This is a genomic window from Alicycliphilus sp. T452, from assembly GCF_054512775.1.
In genome coordinates this window covers 100,922-116,803 of record NZ_JBTNEH010000012.1, presented here as the reverse complement: position 1 = coordinate 116,803, position 15,882 = coordinate 100,922, and the positions used below count along the sequence as shown (strand labels likewise).

Annotated in this window: 16 protein-coding genes; 11 read left to right on the top strand and 5 right to left on the bottom strand. The window is 72.1% G+C overall.

All coding sequences use genetic code 11. The features are described 5' to 3' along the window. Window positions 1–11: 11 nt before the first annotated feature. Genes ACX12L_RS12665 through ACX12L_RS12655 form a run of 3 tightly spaced genes read right to left on the bottom strand, consistent with a single transcriptional unit; the run spans window position 12 to window position 2,705 of the window. On the bottom strand, window positions 12–1,337 hold the full coding sequence (locus tag ACX12L_RS12665) for a sensor histidine kinase (RefSeq protein ID WP_459262916.1): 1,326 nt from the start codon (window positions 1,335–1,337) through the stop codon (window positions 12–14). Beyond that, window positions 1,315–1,992, bottom strand: coding sequence for a response regulator transcription factor (locus tag ACX12L_RS12660; RefSeq protein ID WP_459262915.1), 678 nt, complete (start codon window positions 1,990–1,992; stop codon window positions 1,315–1,317). The genes ACX12L_RS12665 and ACX12L_RS12660 overlap by 23 nt, the downstream gene beginning before the upstream one ends. Then, entirely contained in the window at window positions 1,992–2,705 is a 714-nt protein-coding gene (locus ACX12L_RS12655; RefSeq protein WP_459262914.1) for a PepSY domain-containing protein, read from the bottom strand. Before ACX12L_RS12655 ends, ACX12L_RS12660 begins: the two co-directional genes overlap by 1 nt. A 114-nt stretch (window positions 2,706–2,819) precedes the next feature. On the opposite strand from ACX12L_RS12655, the gene ACX12L_RS12650 reads away from it, so the two are divergent. The 7 genes from ACX12L_RS12650 (at window position 2,820) to egtB (ending at window position 9,277) form a co-directional block, all read left to right on the top strand. Further along, window positions 2,820–4,010, top strand: a complete 1,191-nt coding sequence (locus ACX12L_RS12650; protein WP_459262913.1) for a DUF5666 domain-containing protein — start codon at window positions 2,820–2,822, stop codon at window positions 4,008–4,010. Next, on the top strand, window positions 4,003–4,356 hold the full coding sequence (locus tag ACX12L_RS12645; RefSeq protein WP_459262912.1) for a YgiW/YdeI family stress tolerance OB fold protein: 354 nt from the start codon (window positions 4,003–4,005) through the stop codon (window positions 4,354–4,356). The genes ACX12L_RS12650 and ACX12L_RS12645 overlap by 8 nt, the downstream gene beginning before the upstream one ends. A 2-nt stretch (window positions 4,357–4,358) precedes the next feature. Then, entirely contained in the window at window positions 4,359–4,922 is a 564-nt protein-coding gene (locus tag ACX12L_RS12640) for a phosphatase PAP2 family protein (RefSeq protein WP_459262911.1), read from the top strand. Between the two features lie 91 nt (window positions 4,923–5,013). Continuing rightward, window positions 5,014–6,006 (top strand): DUF808 domain-containing protein, encoded by a 993-nt coding sequence (locus tag ACX12L_RS12635; RefSeq protein ID WP_459262910.1) that lies wholly within the window; start codon window positions 5,014–5,016, stop codon window positions 6,004–6,006. 147 nt (window positions 6,007–6,153) lie between these two features. Continuing rightward, window positions 6,154–6,744, top strand: coding sequence for an OmpW/AlkL family protein (locus ACX12L_RS12630; protein WP_459262909.1), 591 nt, complete (start codon window positions 6,154–6,156; stop codon window positions 6,742–6,744). 249 nt (window positions 6,745–6,993) lie between these two features. Beyond that, window positions 6,994–7,968, top strand: a complete 975-nt coding sequence (gene egtD, locus ACX12L_RS12625) for an L-histidine N(alpha)-methyltransferase (protein ID WP_459262908.1) — start codon at window positions 6,994–6,996, stop codon at window positions 7,966–7,968. A gap of 13 nt (window positions 7,969–7,981) precedes the next feature. Beyond that, window positions 7,982–9,277 carry an ergothioneine biosynthesis protein EgtB gene (gene egtB / locus ACX12L_RS12620; RefSeq protein WP_459262907.1) on the top strand — a complete coding sequence of 432 codons (1,296 nt, stop codon included), beginning with the start codon at window positions 7,982–7,984 and terminating at the stop codon, window positions 9,275–9,277. Window positions 9,278–9,433: 156 nt separating this feature from the next. Here egtB and ACX12L_RS12615 read toward each other — a convergent pair whose 3' ends face one another. Next, entirely contained in the window at window positions 9,434–10,711 is a 1,278-nt protein-coding gene (locus tag ACX12L_RS12615) for an O-acetylhomoserine aminocarboxypropyltransferase/cysteine synthase family protein (RefSeq protein WP_459262906.1), read from the bottom strand. Window positions 10,712–10,796: 85 nt separating this feature from the next. Next, complete coding sequence (locus ACX12L_RS12610; protein WP_459262905.1) at window positions 10,797–12,770, bottom strand: peptidase U32 family protein; 1,974 nt, start codon at window positions 12,768–12,770, stop codon at window positions 10,797–10,799. Window positions 12,771–12,822: 52 nt separating this feature from the next. On the opposite strand from ACX12L_RS12610, the gene ACX12L_RS12605 reads away from it, so the two are divergent. From ACX12L_RS12605 to ACX12L_RS12590, 4 genes are read left to right on the top strand one after another with little or no spacing between them, the layout of a single operon-like run. Then, window positions 12,823–13,455, top strand: a complete 633-nt coding sequence (locus ACX12L_RS12605) for an FMN-binding negative transcriptional regulator (RefSeq protein WP_459262904.1) — start codon at window positions 12,823–12,825, stop codon at window positions 13,453–13,455. A gap of 8 nt (window positions 13,456–13,463) precedes the next feature. After that, window positions 13,464–13,670: a hypothetical protein gene (locus ACX12L_RS12600; protein ID WP_459262903.1), complete on the top strand. Its 207-nt coding sequence runs from the start codon at window positions 13,464–13,466 to the stop codon at window positions 13,668–13,670. Window positions 13,671–13,717: 47 nt separating this feature from the next. Beyond that, window positions 13,718–14,791, top strand: coding sequence for a tRNA adenosine(34) deaminase TadA (gene tadA / locus ACX12L_RS12595; RefSeq protein ID WP_459262902.1), 1,074 nt, complete (start codon window positions 13,718–13,720; stop codon window positions 14,789–14,791). Continuing rightward, a complete protein-coding gene (locus ACX12L_RS12590; RefSeq protein ID WP_459262901.1) occupies window positions 14,775–15,746 on the top strand; it encodes an LD-carboxypeptidase in 972 nt (323 codons plus the stop codon). Before tadA ends, ACX12L_RS12590 begins: the two co-directional genes overlap by 17 nt. Window positions 15,747–15,882 lie beyond the last annotated feature (136 nt).

Sequence of the window (15,882 nt, the reverse complement as noted above, 5' to 3'; positions counted from 1 at the left end):
AAGGCTCGGAATCAGCGCAGCACCAGCGTGCAGCCCAGCCCGCCCAGGCTGCCCTGGCCCAGCGTGAGCGCGCCGCCGTAGGTCGCGGCGATGTCGCGCACGATGGCCAGGCCCAGGCCGCTGCCGTCCACCTCTTCGTCGAAGCGGCGGCCGCGCCGCGCGGCCTCGGCCTCGGCGCGCTGGTGCGCGGGCAGGCCGGCGCCGTCGTCCTCCACGCGGATCTCGATGCCGCCGCCCGCAAGGGCGCGCGCCGTGCAGCGCACGCGCGCGCGCGCCCACTTGCCCGCGTTGTCCAGCAGGTTGCCGGCCATCTCCTCCAGGTCGGTGGGCTCGCCGTTCCAGCGCAGGCCGGCGGGCGCGTCCAGTTCCCAGTCCAGCGCGCGCGCGCCGTGCAGGGTGCGCATCAGCGCCACGATGGCCGAGAGGCGCGGCGCCACCGCGATCCAGCGCATGTCGCCCGCGCCGCTGCCCGCGCGGGCGAGGTGGCGGTCGATCAGGCCCGACATGGCGGCCACCTGCGCCAGCACCTGCCCGCGCAGCGCCTGGGCATGCGCCTGCGGCGCGGCGGCGCCGGCCAGCAGCGCCAGCGGCTTCTTGAGCGCGTGGCTCAGGTCCGCCGCGTGGTGGCGCGAGCGCTCCACGATGCGCGCGTTGCGCTCCAGCACCTCGTCGATCTGCGCGGCCAGCGGGTCCAGGTCGGGGCCGTAGCCCGCGCCGATCTGCGTGGCGTCGCCGCCGCGCACGCGCTGCAGCTGCGCGCCCAGGCGGCGCAGCGGGCGCAGGCCGATGCGCACCTGCAGCACGGTGAGCAGCATCAAGAGCGCGATGAACACGCCCTGCATGGACAGCAGCACCTGGCCGATGCGCTCGACCTCGGCGTCCGTCTCCGCGGCGGGGCCGAACACGTGCAGCACGGCGCCGCCGTCCACGCTGCGGCGCAGGCCCAGCAGCGGCTCGCCGCGCGGCCCGGCCAGGCGCAGCAGCGCGCGGCTGCCGGGCACGGGGCGGGCGGCGGAGGTGTCCAGGCCGCTGTCCCACAGCGAGCGCGAGCGCCGCACCGGCTGCGCCGCGCCTTCGAGCTGCCAGTACCAGCCCGAGAAGATGGCATGGAACTCGCCGCTGCCCGTGCCTGCGCCGTCGCGCAGCTGCGCGGCCACGCGCTCGGCGCGTTCGGCCAGGCCCTGCTCGGCGCTGCGCAGCACCACGGCTTCGAGCCGGTGGCGCAGCACCCAGCCGCCCGCCGTGGTGATGGCCAGCGCCGCCAGCAGGCCGATCAGCAGCAGCCGCGCGGCCAGGCCCGCGCCGCGCCGGGGTTCAGCGGGCGGGTGCGTCGCCATCGTGCGCCAGGCGGTAGCCCAGGCCCCGCTCGGTGTGGATCAGCGGCACGCCGAGCTTGCGGCGGATGCGGCCGATGAGCACGTCCAGCGTGTTGGAGTCGGGGTCCAGGTCGCGGGCGTAGACGTGCTCGCCGATCTCGGTGCGCGAAACCACGGCGCCCGCGCGGTGCGCGAGGTAGGCCAGGATGCGCTGCTCCTGCGCGGTGAGCGCCAGCGGCCGGCCGTGCAGCGCGAAGCGCTGCGCGTGCGTGTCGTATTCGAGCGGGCCCACGCGCAGCACCGGGTCGCCCTGGCCGCGCGCGCGCCGGTGCAGCACGCGCAGGCGCAGCGCCACCTCGTCGTGCAGGAAGGGCTTGGTGAGGTAGTCGTCGGCGCCGGCGTTGAAGGCGGCGAGCTTGTCGCTCCAGCGCCCGCGCGCGGTGAGCACCAGCACGGGAAAGGTGCGCTCCATCTCGCGCCAGTGGCGCAGCACCGACACGCCGTCGCGCCCGGGCAGGCCCAGGTCGAGCACGGCGGCGTCATAGGGCTCCACGCAGCCCAGGGCCTCGGCCTCCTGGCCGTCCAGGCACACCTCGGCCACCATGCCCGCTTCGCGCAGCGCGGCGGCGATGCCGGCGGCGAGCCGGGCGTCGTCCTCCACCACCAGCACGCGCATCAGTTCAGGCCTTCTTCGCCAAGCACCTGGCCGCTCAGGGCGTCCACGTTCACCTCCAGGCCGCGGCCGCTGGGCTGCTGCAGCTTGATCTCGTAGTAGGGGCGGCCCTGCGGGCCGCTCTTGAGCTCGCCCTCCACGGCGCGGCCCCGGTAGCGCTTTTCCACCTGCTCGATCAGCTCGGGCAGGGGGCGGATGCCCGGCGGCGCCCTGCGGCGCGGGTCGGCGGCGAGCAGGCGGCCGGTGAGCGCGTCGGCCACGAACTTCCGGCGCTGGCCGTCGGGCAGCTCGATGGTGATGTCGTAGACGGCCTGGCGCTCGGCGGTTTCCTCCAGCTCGGCCTCCTGCACCACGCCGGGGTGCGCGGCCAGCACCTCGCGCAGCACCTCGGCCATGGGGCGCGGGGTGGCGAGCGGCAGCTTCTGGCGGCCGATCTCGGCGCCGGTCACGGCGTCCACGTACAGCTCCACGCGCTGGCCGTCCTTGGCCAGCAGCTTGATCTCGTACCACTGGCGGCCCGAGGCGTCGCGCTCCAGGTCCACGTCGAGCACGCGGCCGGGGTGCGTGGCCTGCACGCGCGCCAGGATCTCGGCCAGCGGCTTGAGCTTGCCGGCCTGCACGGCGCGGCGCACGGCGTCGTGGTCGGCGGGCGGCGCGGCGAACGCGCCGCAGGCGGGAAAGAACAGGCAGGCGAGAACGGCGGCACGCTGGAGCATCGCGCGAGGGTAGGTGCGGGCGGTTAAACGCCGGATGAACGGCGCATTCAGCGCGTGTTTAGGCGGCCTTTTCAAGAATGCGCTCCATCTCAACTTTCTGCCAAGTGCATCGCCATGATGATGACATTCCATCGATCCCTTCCCCTGCGCCTGGGCACCCTGGCCCTGGCCGCTGCGGCCGCGGCCTGCGGCGGCGGTGGAGGAGGCGCCGACGCCCCGGCCGCGCCGGCGAGCCTATCGTATGCCACGGGCGCCATCCACGGCTTCGGCTCCATCCGCGTCAATGGCGTGCGCTACGACGACAGCGCCGCGCGCGTGCTCGACGACGCGGGCGCCGCGTCGCGGGCGGGCGACCTCAGGCTGGGCATGGTGGTGGAGCTGCAGTCCAGCGCGCCCCAGGCCGACGGCACCGGCGCGCAGGCGGCGAGCGCCTCCGAGATCCGCTGGCGCAGCGAGGTCGAGGGCCCCGTCACCGCCGTGGACGCCGCGGCCGGCACGCTCACGGTGCTGGGCCAGAGCGTGGGCACCACCCCCGGCACGGTGTTCGACGACGGCTTGCGCGGCGGCCTGTCGCGCCTGGCCGTGGGCCAGGTGGTGGAGGTGCACGGCTTCGCCGACGCGCAGGGCGCCATCGTCGCCACGCGCATCGAGCGCGAGGAGCCCGGGCGCCGCTACAAGCTGCGCGGCAGCGTGCAGTCGGTGGACACGGCGGCCAGGACGCTGCGCGTGGGCGCGCTGACCATCTCCTACGCCAATCTGGCGCTGGCCGCGCCGCCCGCGCAGGGCGCTACCGTGCGCCTGGAGCTGGCGCCCATGCCCGACGCCGCCGGCCGCTGGGTGGCTACGCGCATTGACGGCATCGCCGCCAGCACGGTGCTGCCGGCGGGCGGCGCCTTCGCGGAGGTGGAGGGCATCGTCACCGCCTACGCCAGCGCCGCGCGCTTCAGCGTGAACGGCGTGGCGGTGGATGCATCGGCCGTGGCCTCGGTGCCCGCCGGCGTGCGCCTGGGCGCGCGCGTGGAGGTGGAGGGCACGCTCAAGGACGGCGTGCTCGCGGCCCGGCGCGTGGCGCTGGATGGCGGGCGCGGCGCGGGCGACGGGCTGGAGATCGAAGGGCGCGTGGAGCGCATCGACGCCGCCGCGCGGCAGGTGGTGGTGCGCGGTGTCACCGTGGACTATTCGGCCGCGAGTTGGCGCGGCGGCACGGCGGCGCAGCTCGTGGTGGGTGCCAAGGTCGAGATCGAGGGCACGCTGTCCGCCAATGGCAGCACGCTCCAAGCCAGCAAGGTGGAATTCGATGACTGAGCGGCGCATCGTGTTCGCGGCGCTGGCCCTGGCGCCCGCGCTGGCCTGGGCGCAGTACACCGGCCCCTCGGCCGAGCCCGTGGCGCGCACGGTGCGCGAGGTGCTCGCGCAGCCGCGCGACGGCCGCCCGGCGCACTTGCGCGGCCACCTGCTGCGCCAGATCGGCCCCGAGAAGTACCTGTTCTCGGACGGCACGGGCGAGGTGCGCGTGGAGATCGACGACGCGCTGTTCCTGGGCCGCCCCGTGGACCAGCGGACGGCGGTGGAGTTGCGCGGCGAGGTGGACAGCGACTTCCTGGAGGCGGTGGAGGTCGAGGTGGACAGCCTGCAGATGCAGGGACACTGAGCGTGGACGAGAACGCGCTGCTCATCGCGCTCAACACCTGGGTGGGACAGCACCCCGGCGTGTTGGCCTGGGTGCGCCGCGCCTCGCACGAACTGCCGCAGGTCCTGCTGGCGGCGCTGCTCATGGCCTGCGTGGTGGGCGATGGCGCGTGGCGCCGCGCCGCCTGGGGCTGCATCGCGGCCATGGCGCTGGCCTGGGCCTGCACGCGCGGGCTGGAATGGCTGTGGCCGCAGCAGCGGCCGTTCGCACTGGGCCTGACCACGGCCTGGGTGCCGCACCGGGCGGACGCCTCGTTCCCCAGCACGCACGCCAGCGTCGCCTTCGCCTTCGTGGCCTGCGCCTGGCTGCTGGCGCCGCGCCGCCTGGCGGCCTGGATGCTGTTGCCCTGCGCCGTGGCGGTGGCCGCGAGCCGCGTGGCGCTGGGCCTGCACTTCCCGCGCGACGTGCTCGGCGGGGCGCTGCTGGGAGTGCTGTGTGGCGGGGTGGTGGCGTGGATTTTGATTGCTATTGAAAAGAGAGCTGCAGGCGCTTTACCGATGGGCGATAGAGCCAGAAAATATCTATAGCAAAGTCCTGGAGGCGGATTGCCCGTGCGCCGCGGTGCGGCCCACTGTCCCCATAATCGGCCCCCCTCATCGCCTACGCAAAGGAACCTCCATGGCCGGAGCCAGCCTGCTGACCCTGCTCGACGACATCGCCACCATCCTCGACGACGTGTCCGTGATGACCAAGGTGGCGGCCAAGAAGAGCGCCGCCGTGGCCGACGACGTGGCCACCCTGACCAAGGTGGCCACGCAGAAGACGGCGGGCGTGCTGGGCGACGACCTGGCGCTCAACGCCCAGCAGGTGGCGGGCGTGCGCGCCGAGCGCGAGATCCCCGTGGTCTGGGCCGTGGCCAGGGGCTCGGCGGTGAACAAGGCCATCCTCGTGCCGGCGGCGCTGGCCATCAGCGCGTGGCTGCCCTGGCTCATCACGCCGCTGCTGATGCTGGGCGGCGCGTTCCTGTGCTTCGAAGGCGTGGAGAAGCTGGCCCACCGCTTCCTGCACGCACCGGCCGAGGACGCGGCGCAGCACGCCAGCCATGCCCAGGCCAACGCCGACCCTGCGGTGGACCTCGTGGCGTTCGAGAAGGAGAAGATCCGGGGCGCGGTGCGCACCGACTTCATCCTCTCGGCCGAGATCATCGTGATCGCGCTGGGCACGGTGGCCGGCCAGGCGTTCGTGCAGCAGGTGGTGGTGCTGGTGGGCATCGCGGCGCTCATGACGGTGGGCGTCTACGGCCTGGTGGCGGGCATCGTGAAGCTCGACGACCTGGGCCTGTGGCTCAGCCGCCGGCCCGGCGCCGCCGCGCAGGCGCTGGGGCGTGGCATCCTGGCGGCGGCGCCGTGGCTCATGAAGACGCTGTCGGTGGCGGGCACCGCGGCCATGTTCCTCGTGGGGGGCGGCATCCTGGTGCACGGCGTGCCGGCGCTGCACCATGCGGTGGCCGCCGCTGGCGCGGCGGCGGGCGGCTGGCCCCTGGGCGGCCTGTGGGCCCTGCTGGCCAGCAGCCTGCTCAACGTCCTGGCGGGGCTCGTGGCCGGCGCCGCCGTCCTGGCCGGGTGGATGCTGCTCGGGCGTTGGCGCGGCGCGGCCGCATCGCATGGATAGCCGGCTGTTACTTTTTTGTGACACACGAACAAATGCCCATGGACAAAGGCATTTGAATATTGATTTGCAGCAAAGTTGACCATTTTGCTGGTAGGCCTAATGGGTGTACGGGGGCCGTCCCCGTTCAACCGAATAGAGATATCCCAAATGAAAAGGAACCTGCTGGCCTTGGCCGTTTTGTGTGCAATGACTTCCGGTGCAGCGTACGCGCAGCAGCAGGACGGTCAATGGATGGTGCGCGCACGCGCCGTGCACCTCGACAGCTCCAACGGTGGCGCCGCGGGCGCTGCCGGCGTGAGCATCAACGACAAGTGGATCCCGGAAGTGGACGTGTCGTACTTCTTCACGCCCAACTTCGCGGCCGAACTGATCCTGACCTACCCGCAGAAGCACGACGTGCGCCTGAACGGCGGCAAGATCGGCACGCTCAAGCACCTGCCGCCCACGCTGCTGGGCCAGTACCACTTCACCGGCATGGGCGCGTTCAAGCCCTATGTGGGCGCGGGCGTCAACTACACGCGCTTCTCCAGCGTGGACATCGCCGGCGGCGCGCTGACCGTGAAGAAGAACAGCTGGGGCCCGGCGCTGCAGGTGGGCTTCGACTACGCGCTGAACAAGAACTGGTCGCTCAACTTCGACGTGAAGAAGGTCTACATCGACACCACGGTCAGCGGCGGCGTCGGCAAGTTCAAGGTCGATCCCGTGCTGGTGGGCCTGGGCGTCGGCTACCGCTTCTGATTCCGGGGTTTTCGTCCTCTGCGGGGGAAGGGCTGGTGCATGTGGGGCGCCAGCCCTTTTTACTTTTGATAGCTGGCGGTGTTTGTCGGGCGGGCGTTCCAGCGCTTTTTCTTGGATAAACGGCAGGACGGCCTGCCACGCGCGGCGCGCCGGCGCAAGGGGGCGCGCGCAATTTGCGTGGCCGTCCTACCTGCAATGCATGCCTTGGCCTGCGCCGCACCGGGGGCTTGCGCCCTACGCTGCGGCGTTATGCCCGCCATCTCCCCCTCCCTTGCGTTGCCGCACCAGGCGCAGCCCGCTGCGCAGGCGCATGCGGCGTGCCGGCGCGAGATCACGGACGCCCTGCTGGCGCTGCAGGCGAGCATCTCGCCCAAGTATTTCTACGACCGGCGCGGCTCCGAGCTGTTCGAGGCCATCACGCGCCTGCCCGAGTACTACCTCACGCGCACCGAGCGTGCCCTCATGCGCCGCCACGGCCGCGCCATTGCCGAGGCGGTGGGCGCGGGCCGCGTGGTGATAGAGCCCGGCGCGGGCAGCTGCGACAAGGCGCGCGACCTGTGCCGCCGGCTGGCGGCCACGCATTTCGTGGGCGTGGACATCTCGGCGGACTACCTGCAGGGCGCCGTCGCGCGCCTGCGCGCGGCGCTGCCGGGGCTGGACGCGCGCGCGGTGGCCGGCGACATCACGGCCGGCCTGCGGCTGCCGCCGGACATCCCGGGGCAGCGGCGCCTGGTGTTCTACCCGGGCTCGTCCATCGGCAACTTCGACCCGCCGCAGGCCGTGGCGCTGCTGGCGCGGATGCGCGCGCTGGCGCAGGGCGGCGGGGCGCTGCTGATCGGCATCGACCTGCCCAAGCCCAGGGCCGTGCTGGAGGCGGCCTACGACGACGCCGCGGGCGTGACCGCCGCCTTCAACCGCAATGCGCTGGCGCACGTGAACCGCCTGGTCGGCAGCGACTTCGACCCGCGCCAATGGCGGCACCGGGCGTTCTTCAACCCCGTCGCCTCGCGCATCGAGATGCACCTGGAGGCCCTGGGCCCGCAGCGCGTGCGCTGGCCCGGCGGCGGGCGCGACTTCGCGGCGGGCGAGCGCATCCATACCGAGAACAGCTACAAGCACCCCCTGCCGGCATTCACCGCGCTGCTGCGCCAGGCGGGCTTTGCCAGCACCCAGAGCTGGACGGACGCGCGCGGCTGGTATGCCATGGTGCATGCGCGCGCATGAAAGGACCCGTGCCATGAACGCACCAGCCCCTCCACCCGCATCCCCCGGCGGGGACACCGATGCCGCGCGCCGCTATGCGGCCGTGCGCGCCGCCACCGAGGCGCTGGCGCAGCCGCTGTCGGCCGAGGACTGCTGCGTGCAGTCCATGCCCGACGCCAGCCCCGCCAAGTGGCACCTGGCGCACACCACCTGGTTCTTCGAGACCTTCATCCTGGAGGCGCACGAGCAGGGCTTCCGCCCCTTCGACCCCGCCTACCGCGTGCTGTTCAACTCCTACTACCAGGGCGTGGGGCGCCAGCATCCGCGCCCGCAGCGCGGCATGCTGACCCGCCCGCCGCTGGCCACGGTGCTGGCCTACCGCGCCGACGTGGACGCGCGCATGCGGCGCCTGCTGGGGCGGGGCGCCCCGCCGGCCGGGCTCGGCGCGCTGCTGGAGCTGGGCCTGCAGCACGAGCAGCAGCACCAGGAACTCTTCGTCACCGACATCAAGCACCTGCTGTGGTGCAACCCCCTGTGGCCCGCGTACCGCGATGCGCCGGCGCCGCCGCCCGGGCGCGCGGGCGCGGCGCAGGCCGGCTGGTGGCGGTTCGATGGCGGGCTGGTCGAGATCGGCCACGCGGGCGAGGGCTTCGCGTTCGACAACGAGCTGCCGCGCCACGCCGCCTACCTGCGGCCCTACGAGCTGGCGACGCGCCTGGTCACGAACTCGGACTACCTCGCCTTCATGGCCGACGGCGGCTACCGCGACCCCGCGCACTGGCTGGCCGAGGGCTGGGACTGGTGCTGCAGCCAGCAGATCGCCCACCCCCTGTACTGGCGCCGGGACGAGGGCGGCTGGAGCGAATTCACGCTGGCCGGCGGCCGGCCGCTGGCGCCGCTGCAGCCCGTGGCGCACCTGTCGTACTACGAGGCCGACGCCTATGCCCGCTGGGCCGGCGCGCGCCTGCCCACCGAGGCCGAGTGGGAGGCCGCCGCGGCCCGGGCCGCCGGCGTGGAGCAGGGCCACTTCGCCGACGGCGGCGCGCTGCACCCGCGCCCCGCGCCGGCGCCGGCGCAGGGCGGGGCGCTGCAGCAGATGTTCGGCGACGTGTGGGAGTGGACCCGGTCCAGCTACGCGCCGTACCCCGGCTTCAGCCCCGCGCCGGGGGCCGTGGGCGAATACAACGGCAAGTTCATGGTGAACCAGTACGTGCTGCGCGGCGGCTCCTGCGCCACGCCGGCGGGCCATGCGCGCGTGAGCTACCGCAACTTCTTCCCGACCGGCGCGCGCTGGCAGTTCACGGGGCTGCGGCTGGCGCGGGACTCCTGAAACGATAGCTGCCAGCGCTTGGCTAACAAGCGCTGGAGGCTAAAAACACGGAAATCCCCTCACCCCTCCCTCTCCCCGGAGGGGCGAGGGCGATCGGCCGTGCCGGTTTTTACTCCCTCTCCCCCTGGGAGAGGGCGGGGGCGAGGGCCTGCGCGCTCAAACCGCGTCCAGCGCCTGGTGCAGGTCTTCGAGCAGGTCGTCGATGTGCTCGATGCCGATGGACAGGCGCACCATGCCCTCGGTCACGCCGGCCTTGGCCAGTTCGTCGGCGTTGAGCTGGCGGTGCGTGGTCGATGCCGGGTGCGTGGCGAGCGACTTGGCGTCGCCGATGTTCACGAGGCGCGTGAATAGCTTGAGCCCGTCGAGGAAGCGGGCGCCCGCCGCGCGCGCGTCGTCGGCCTTCAGGCTGAACGACAGGATGCCCGACGCGCGGCCGCCGAGCTGGCGCTGCACCAGCGCGTGGTCGGGGTGCTCCGGCAGGCCCGCGTAGCGCACCCATTCCACCTTCGGATGGCGTTGCAGCGCCTCGGCGATTTTTTGCGAGTTCTCGCAGATCCGGTCCATGCGCAGCGCCAGCGTCTCTATGCCCTGCAGGATCAGGAAGGCGTTGTGCGGCGAGATGGCCGCGCCCGTGTTGCGCAGCGGCACCACGCGCACGCGGCCGATGTAGGCGGCCGGGCCCAGGGCCTCGGTGTAGACCACGCCGTGGTAGCTCACGTCGGGCTCGTTCAGGCGCTTGAAGCGCGCCTTGTGCTGGCCCCAAGGGAACTTGCCGCTGTCGACGATGGCGCCGCCCATGCTGTTGCCGTGGCCGGCCAGGTACTTGGTGAGCGCGTGCACCACGATGTCGGCGCCATGCTCGATGGGGCGCAGCAGGTAGGGGCTGGGCACGGTGTTGTCCACGATCAGCGGCACGCCGTGGGCATGGGCCACGTCGGCGAGGGCCCGGATGTCGGTCACGTTGCCCAGCGGGTTGCCGATGGATTCGCAGAACACCGCCTTCGTGCGCTCGTCGATCAGCTTGCCGAAGCTGGCCGGGTCGCGCGGGTCGGCGAAGCGCACCTCCAGGCCCTGCTGCGGGAAGGTGTGGGCGAACAGGTTGTAGGTGCCGCCGTAGAGCGTGCTGGCGCTCACGATGTTGTCGCCCGCCTCGGCGATCGCCTGGATGGCATAGGTGATGGCCGACATGCCCGAGGCCACGGCCACGGCGGCGATGCCGCCCTCCAGCGCCGCGACGCGCTTTTCCAGCACGTCGGTCGTGGGGTTCATGATGCGCGTGTAGATGTTGCCCGGCACCTTCAGGTCGAACAGGTCGGCGCCGTGCTGCGCGCTGTCGAAGGCGTAGGCCACCGTCTGGTAGATGGGCACGGCCACGGACTTGGTGGTCGGATCGGGCGAGTAGCCGGCATGGACGGCCAGGGTTTCGATGCGCATCGGTGTCTTCCTTGGGTTGGGTTGTTGACAGCCGGACATTGTCGGCCAAGCCGCGGCGCGCCCGAACGATGGCCTGGCTATGTGCTTATGCGGCGGGCCGCGTGCGGTAGAAGCGCAGGGGCTTTTCCTGCATGTCCCTGAGGTGCTGGTTCATGACCGACTTTTTCATGCGCCCCACCACGTGCATCTCGCAGGGCTTGCAGTCGAAGCGCAGCGTGAGCTTTTCCTTGCCGTTGACGAGCTGCAACGGCTCGGCGCGGATGGTGCCCTTCACGCCGATCACGCCCTTGGCCTGCTTGGGGCACAGGCTCATGCTGTAGCGCACGCAGTGCTTGGTGATCATGAGGCTCACCTCGCCTTCCTCTTCCTTGCTTTCGTAGGCGGCGGCGATCACCTTCACGCCGTGGCGCGCGTAGAAGTCGCGCGCCTTGTGGTTGTAGACGTTGGCCAGGTAGGTCAGCGTGTCCTCGGGGAAGGGCGCGGGCGGCTCGACGGGCGCGGCGCGCGGCAGGCGCACGAGGCCCTCGGCGCGCGCGTGCTCCAGCGCCGCCACGGCGTCGCGGCGCAGCTGGTTGAGCGCGGAGGCGGGCACGAACCAGGGCTGCGAGAGCTGCAGCGCGATGTCGTGCACCTGGAAGATGGTCGCGCCGAAGCGGCCGAGCTGCTCGCGCAGCGTGGCCTCGGCCCTGGCCGCGTCGGTGGCGGCCTGGTGCGGCTGGGCGATGGCGGCGCTGCCGGTGAAACCGTCCTCGTCGGTCAGCGTGAGCGCGAAGCCGTCGGGTGTTTCCGACAGCTGCGCCCACACGCCGACGCGCCGCTCGCTGGACTTCTTCTCCAGCGTGCGCACCCAGTCCATGTCGCGGTTGCGGTTGATCTCCAGGCCCTTGCGCAGGTCCTTGAAGCCGGCGATGGGGTCCTTGGGGAACACGCGCCACGCGCCCTTCTTCACGCTCTCGGCGCGGTTGATGTGCACGCCCACCAGTTCCTTCTGCAGGTCGTAGTAGCACAGGCCGTCGCCGTTGTGCAGCTGGGTGGCATGGTCGCTCGTCTCCAGCTCGAACCACTTGTCGCCGACCTGCGTGACCCAGCCGATGGCGCGGCCAGGCGTCTTGGGCGTGTCGAACGCGCCGATGTCCTGCTGGCGGCCGTTGACGAAGTAGTCGGTGAACTCGCGGTTGAAGTTCTGATCCGGGTCGGGCGTGAAGCTGAACGCGGTGCGCCCGCTGGACGAGCGCGCGAAGCCGCCTTCCTCGACGATCTCGTCGAGCAGCTTGCGGTAGTGGGCCGTGATGTTCTTCACGTAGCCCATGTCCTTGTAGCGGCCCTCGATCTTGAAGCTGCGCACGCCCGCGCCGATGAGGGCGCGCAGGTTGTCCGACTGGTTGTTGTCCTTCATCGAGAGCACGTGCTTCTCGTGCGCGATGATGCGGCCCTGGCCGTCCAGCACCTCGTAGGGCAGGCGGCAGGCCTGGTTGCAGTCGCCCCGGTTGGCGCTGCGGCCCGTGTGGGCGTGGCTGATGAAGCACTGGCCCGAATAGGCCACGCACAGCGCGCCGTGCACGAAGAACTCGATGGTGGTGCGCGCCGGGTCCGTCGCTGCGCGGATGGCGGCGATCTGCGACAGGTCCAGCTCGCGCGCGACCACGATCTGCGACAGGCCCGCGTCCTGCAGGAAGCGCGCCTTCTCGGGCGTGCGGATGTCGGTCTGCGTGCTCGCGTGCAGCTGGATGGGTGGCAGGTCGATCTCCAGCAGGCCCATGTCCTGGATGATGAGCGCGTCGGCCCCGGCCTCGTAGACCTGCCAGGCCATGCGGCGCGCGTCCTCCAGCTCGTCGTCGCGCAGGATGGTGTTGAGCGTGACGAAGATGCGGCTGTGGAAGCGGTGCGCGTGGCGGATCAGCCGCTCCAGGTCGCGCAGCCCGTTGCCCGCCGTGGCGCGCGCGCCGAACGCCGGGCCGCCGATGTAGACGGCGTCGGCGCCGTGGTTCACGGCCTCGATGCCGATGTCGGCGTCGCGCGCGGGGGAGAGCAGTTCGAGCTGGTGGGGGAGCAGAGACATAGGGGGCGGATTATCCCAGCGCGGCTACATTTCTGCCTCTGGAGACCCCGCCATGTACCTGCCGCCGCAATTCCGGTCCAAGGACCCCGCCCACGCCGCCGCGCTGATGCGCGCGCACCCGTTCGCCAGCCTGGTCAGCAACGACGACGAGGGCTTTCCCTTCGTCACCCACCTGCCACTGCACCTCGAAGAGCGCGCGGGCGGCGCATGGGTGCTGCTGGGCCACTGCGCGCGCCCCAACCCGCACTGGCGCTACCTGCGCTCGCGGCCCGAGGCGCTCGCGGTCTTCCAGGGGCCGCATGCGTACATGTCGCCCTCGGTCTACCCCGACGCCGCGCGCGTGCCCACGTGGAACTACCTCGCGGTGCACTGCCGCGTGCGCGCCACGCCGGTCGAGGGCCACGCGGCCACGGACGCGCTGCTCAAGGCCCTGATCGCCGACCACGAACCCGCCTACGCCGCGCAGTGGCGCGCGCTGGGCGAGGAGTTCGCGCACAGGATGATGGCGGGCATCGCCGCGTTCGAGCTGCAGGTGCTGGACGTGCAGTGCAAGATCAAGCTCAACCAGCACCGCAAGGAAGCGCACGCCGCCATGCATGCGCAGTACGCCGCGGGCACGCCCGACGAGCGCGCGCTGGCCGAATGGATGCGCAGGCTGGGCATGGCCGCCCCCCGGGAGGACTGAGCATGCGCATGGGATTCACCGTCGTGGGCCTGCTCGTGGTCCTGGCCATCGTGGCCGTGCTCGCCAGGAAGCAGCAGGGCGCCGCGCCCGCGCCCGGCGCCGCCGCACCGGCCGGCGACGTGCGCGGGCAGGGCCGGCAGATCCAGCAGCAGATCAGGCAGCAGCTGGACGCCGCGATGCAGCAGCCGCGCCCCATGCCCGAGGATTCACAATGAAAAAGGCCTCCAGCGCTTGTCCACCAAGCGCTGGAAGCTATGGAAACATGAGCGAACCCGACGACGCCACCTGGATGCGCGAGGCCCTGGCCCAGGCGCGTGCCGCCGCCGCCTGCGGCGAGGTGCCCGTGGGCGCCGTGCTGGTGCGCGGCGGCGAGGTGATCGCCACCGGCCGCAACGCGCCCATCGCCGGCCACGACCCCACGGCGCATGCCGAGATCGCGGCGCTGCGCGCGGCGGCCGCGCGGCTGGGCAACTACCGGCTCGACGGCTGCACGCTCTACGTGACCCTGGAGCCCTGCGCCATGTGCAGCGGCGCCATGCTGCACGCGCGCCTGCCGCGCGTGGTCTACGGCGCGGCCGACCCCAAGACGGGCGCGGCCGGCTCGGTGGTGGACCTGTTCGCCGAGCCGCGCCTGAACCACCAGACGCGCGTGGCGGGCGGCGTGCTGGCCGAGGAGTGCGGCGCGCTGCTCAGCGACTTCTTCCGCGCGCGGCGCCGGGCGCAGCGCGCGGCCCACCCGCTGCGCGACGACGCGCTGCGCACGCCCGACGCGGCCTTCGCCGGCCTGCCCGACTGGCCCTGGCAGGCGCGCTACGTGAGCGACCTGCCTTCGCTCGCCGGGCTGCGCCTGCATTACGTGGACGAGGGCCCGCGGGATGCTCCGCTCACCTGGCTGTGCCTGCACGCCAGCCCCGCGTGGAGCCATGCCTGGCGGCACATGCTGCCCGTGCTGCTGCGGGCGGGCCACCGCGTGGTCGCGCCCGACCTCATCGGCTTCGGCCGCAGCGACAAGCCCAAGAAGGAAGCCGCGCACCGCCTGGACTGGCACCGGCGGGTGCTCGCCGATCTGGCGCAGCGGCTGGCCCTGCGCAACGTGGTGCTGCTGGCCCAGCCGGGCGCGGTGCTGCCGTGGCCGGATGCGCCGCTGGTGCTGGTGCAGGAAGGCGCGGCGGACGATGGCCTGCCATTTCCCGACGCGGGCCACCGCGCCGGGCCGCGCGCCTTCGCCCGGTTCGGCGCGGAGCCGGGTGCCCCGGCATGCACCGTGCCCGATGCCAGCGCCGCCTCGGCCCGGGCTGCTATGGAATACTCCGCCCGCTATGCACGACCATCATGAAGACTGCGGCCACGACCATGGCCCCAAGCACATCTACGTCTACTCCCCCGCCAGCGCCGTGCGCGACAAGGCCGCGTTCAAGCGCGGCATCGCGCGCCTGAAGGCCCTGGGCCACGAGGTGGAGGTGGACGCCGATGCGCTCGCCACCCACACGCGCTTCGCGGGCGACGACGCCACGCGGCTGGCCGCCATCCACCGCGCCGCGGCCAGCGGGGCCGACGTGGCGCTGATCTCGCGCGCCGCCTACGGCTTCACGCGCATCCTGCCGGGCATCCAGTACAAGAAGATCGCCAAGGCCATCGAGCGCGGCACGCGCTTCGTCGGCATGAGCGACTTCACCGCCTTCCAGAACGCGGTGCTCGCCCGCACCGGCGCCACCACCTGGGCCGGCCCTTCGCTGGAAATCGACTGGGGCGTGGAGGGCGAGCCCGACGACATCATGGCGGCCTGCTTCGACGACCTGCTCACCGGCCACGGCGAGGGCGCTGGCTGGCGCATGGGCAAGGAGCCGCCCCGCGCCGACGGCAAACCCGCCGTGCCCGACGTGTACGTGAAATCCGCGCAGCTCTGGGGCGGCAACCTCGCCGTGCTCACCTCGCTGGCCGGCACGCCGTACTTCCCCGAGGTGAAGGGCGGCATCCTGTTCGTGGAAGACATCAGCGAACACCCCTACCGCGTGGAACGCATGCTGACCCAGCTGCTGCACGCGGGCGTGCTCGCCCGGCAGAAGGCTGTGGTGCTGGGCCAGTTCACCAACTACAAGCTGGCCCCGCACGACAAGGGCTTCAGGCTGCAGAGCGTGGTGGACTGGCTGCGCACGCAGATCAAGGCGCCCGTGCTCACCAACCTGCCGTTCGGCCACGTGCCCACCAAGGTGCTGCTGCCCGTGGGCGCGCAGGTGTCGCTGTCCGTGGAGGGGCGCGACGCGCTCCTCTACTGGGGTCATGCGCATTAAGTAACAATTTGTATATTCACGGGTGCCCTCCAAGGGCTTGTGTTGCGTACACCTTGAAGCCCGGAGACCTGGGGCGGCCTGGCGCCGGCCGCAGGGCCATTTCTGTGTGAAACTTTGTCAATGCACCGGATTGCGC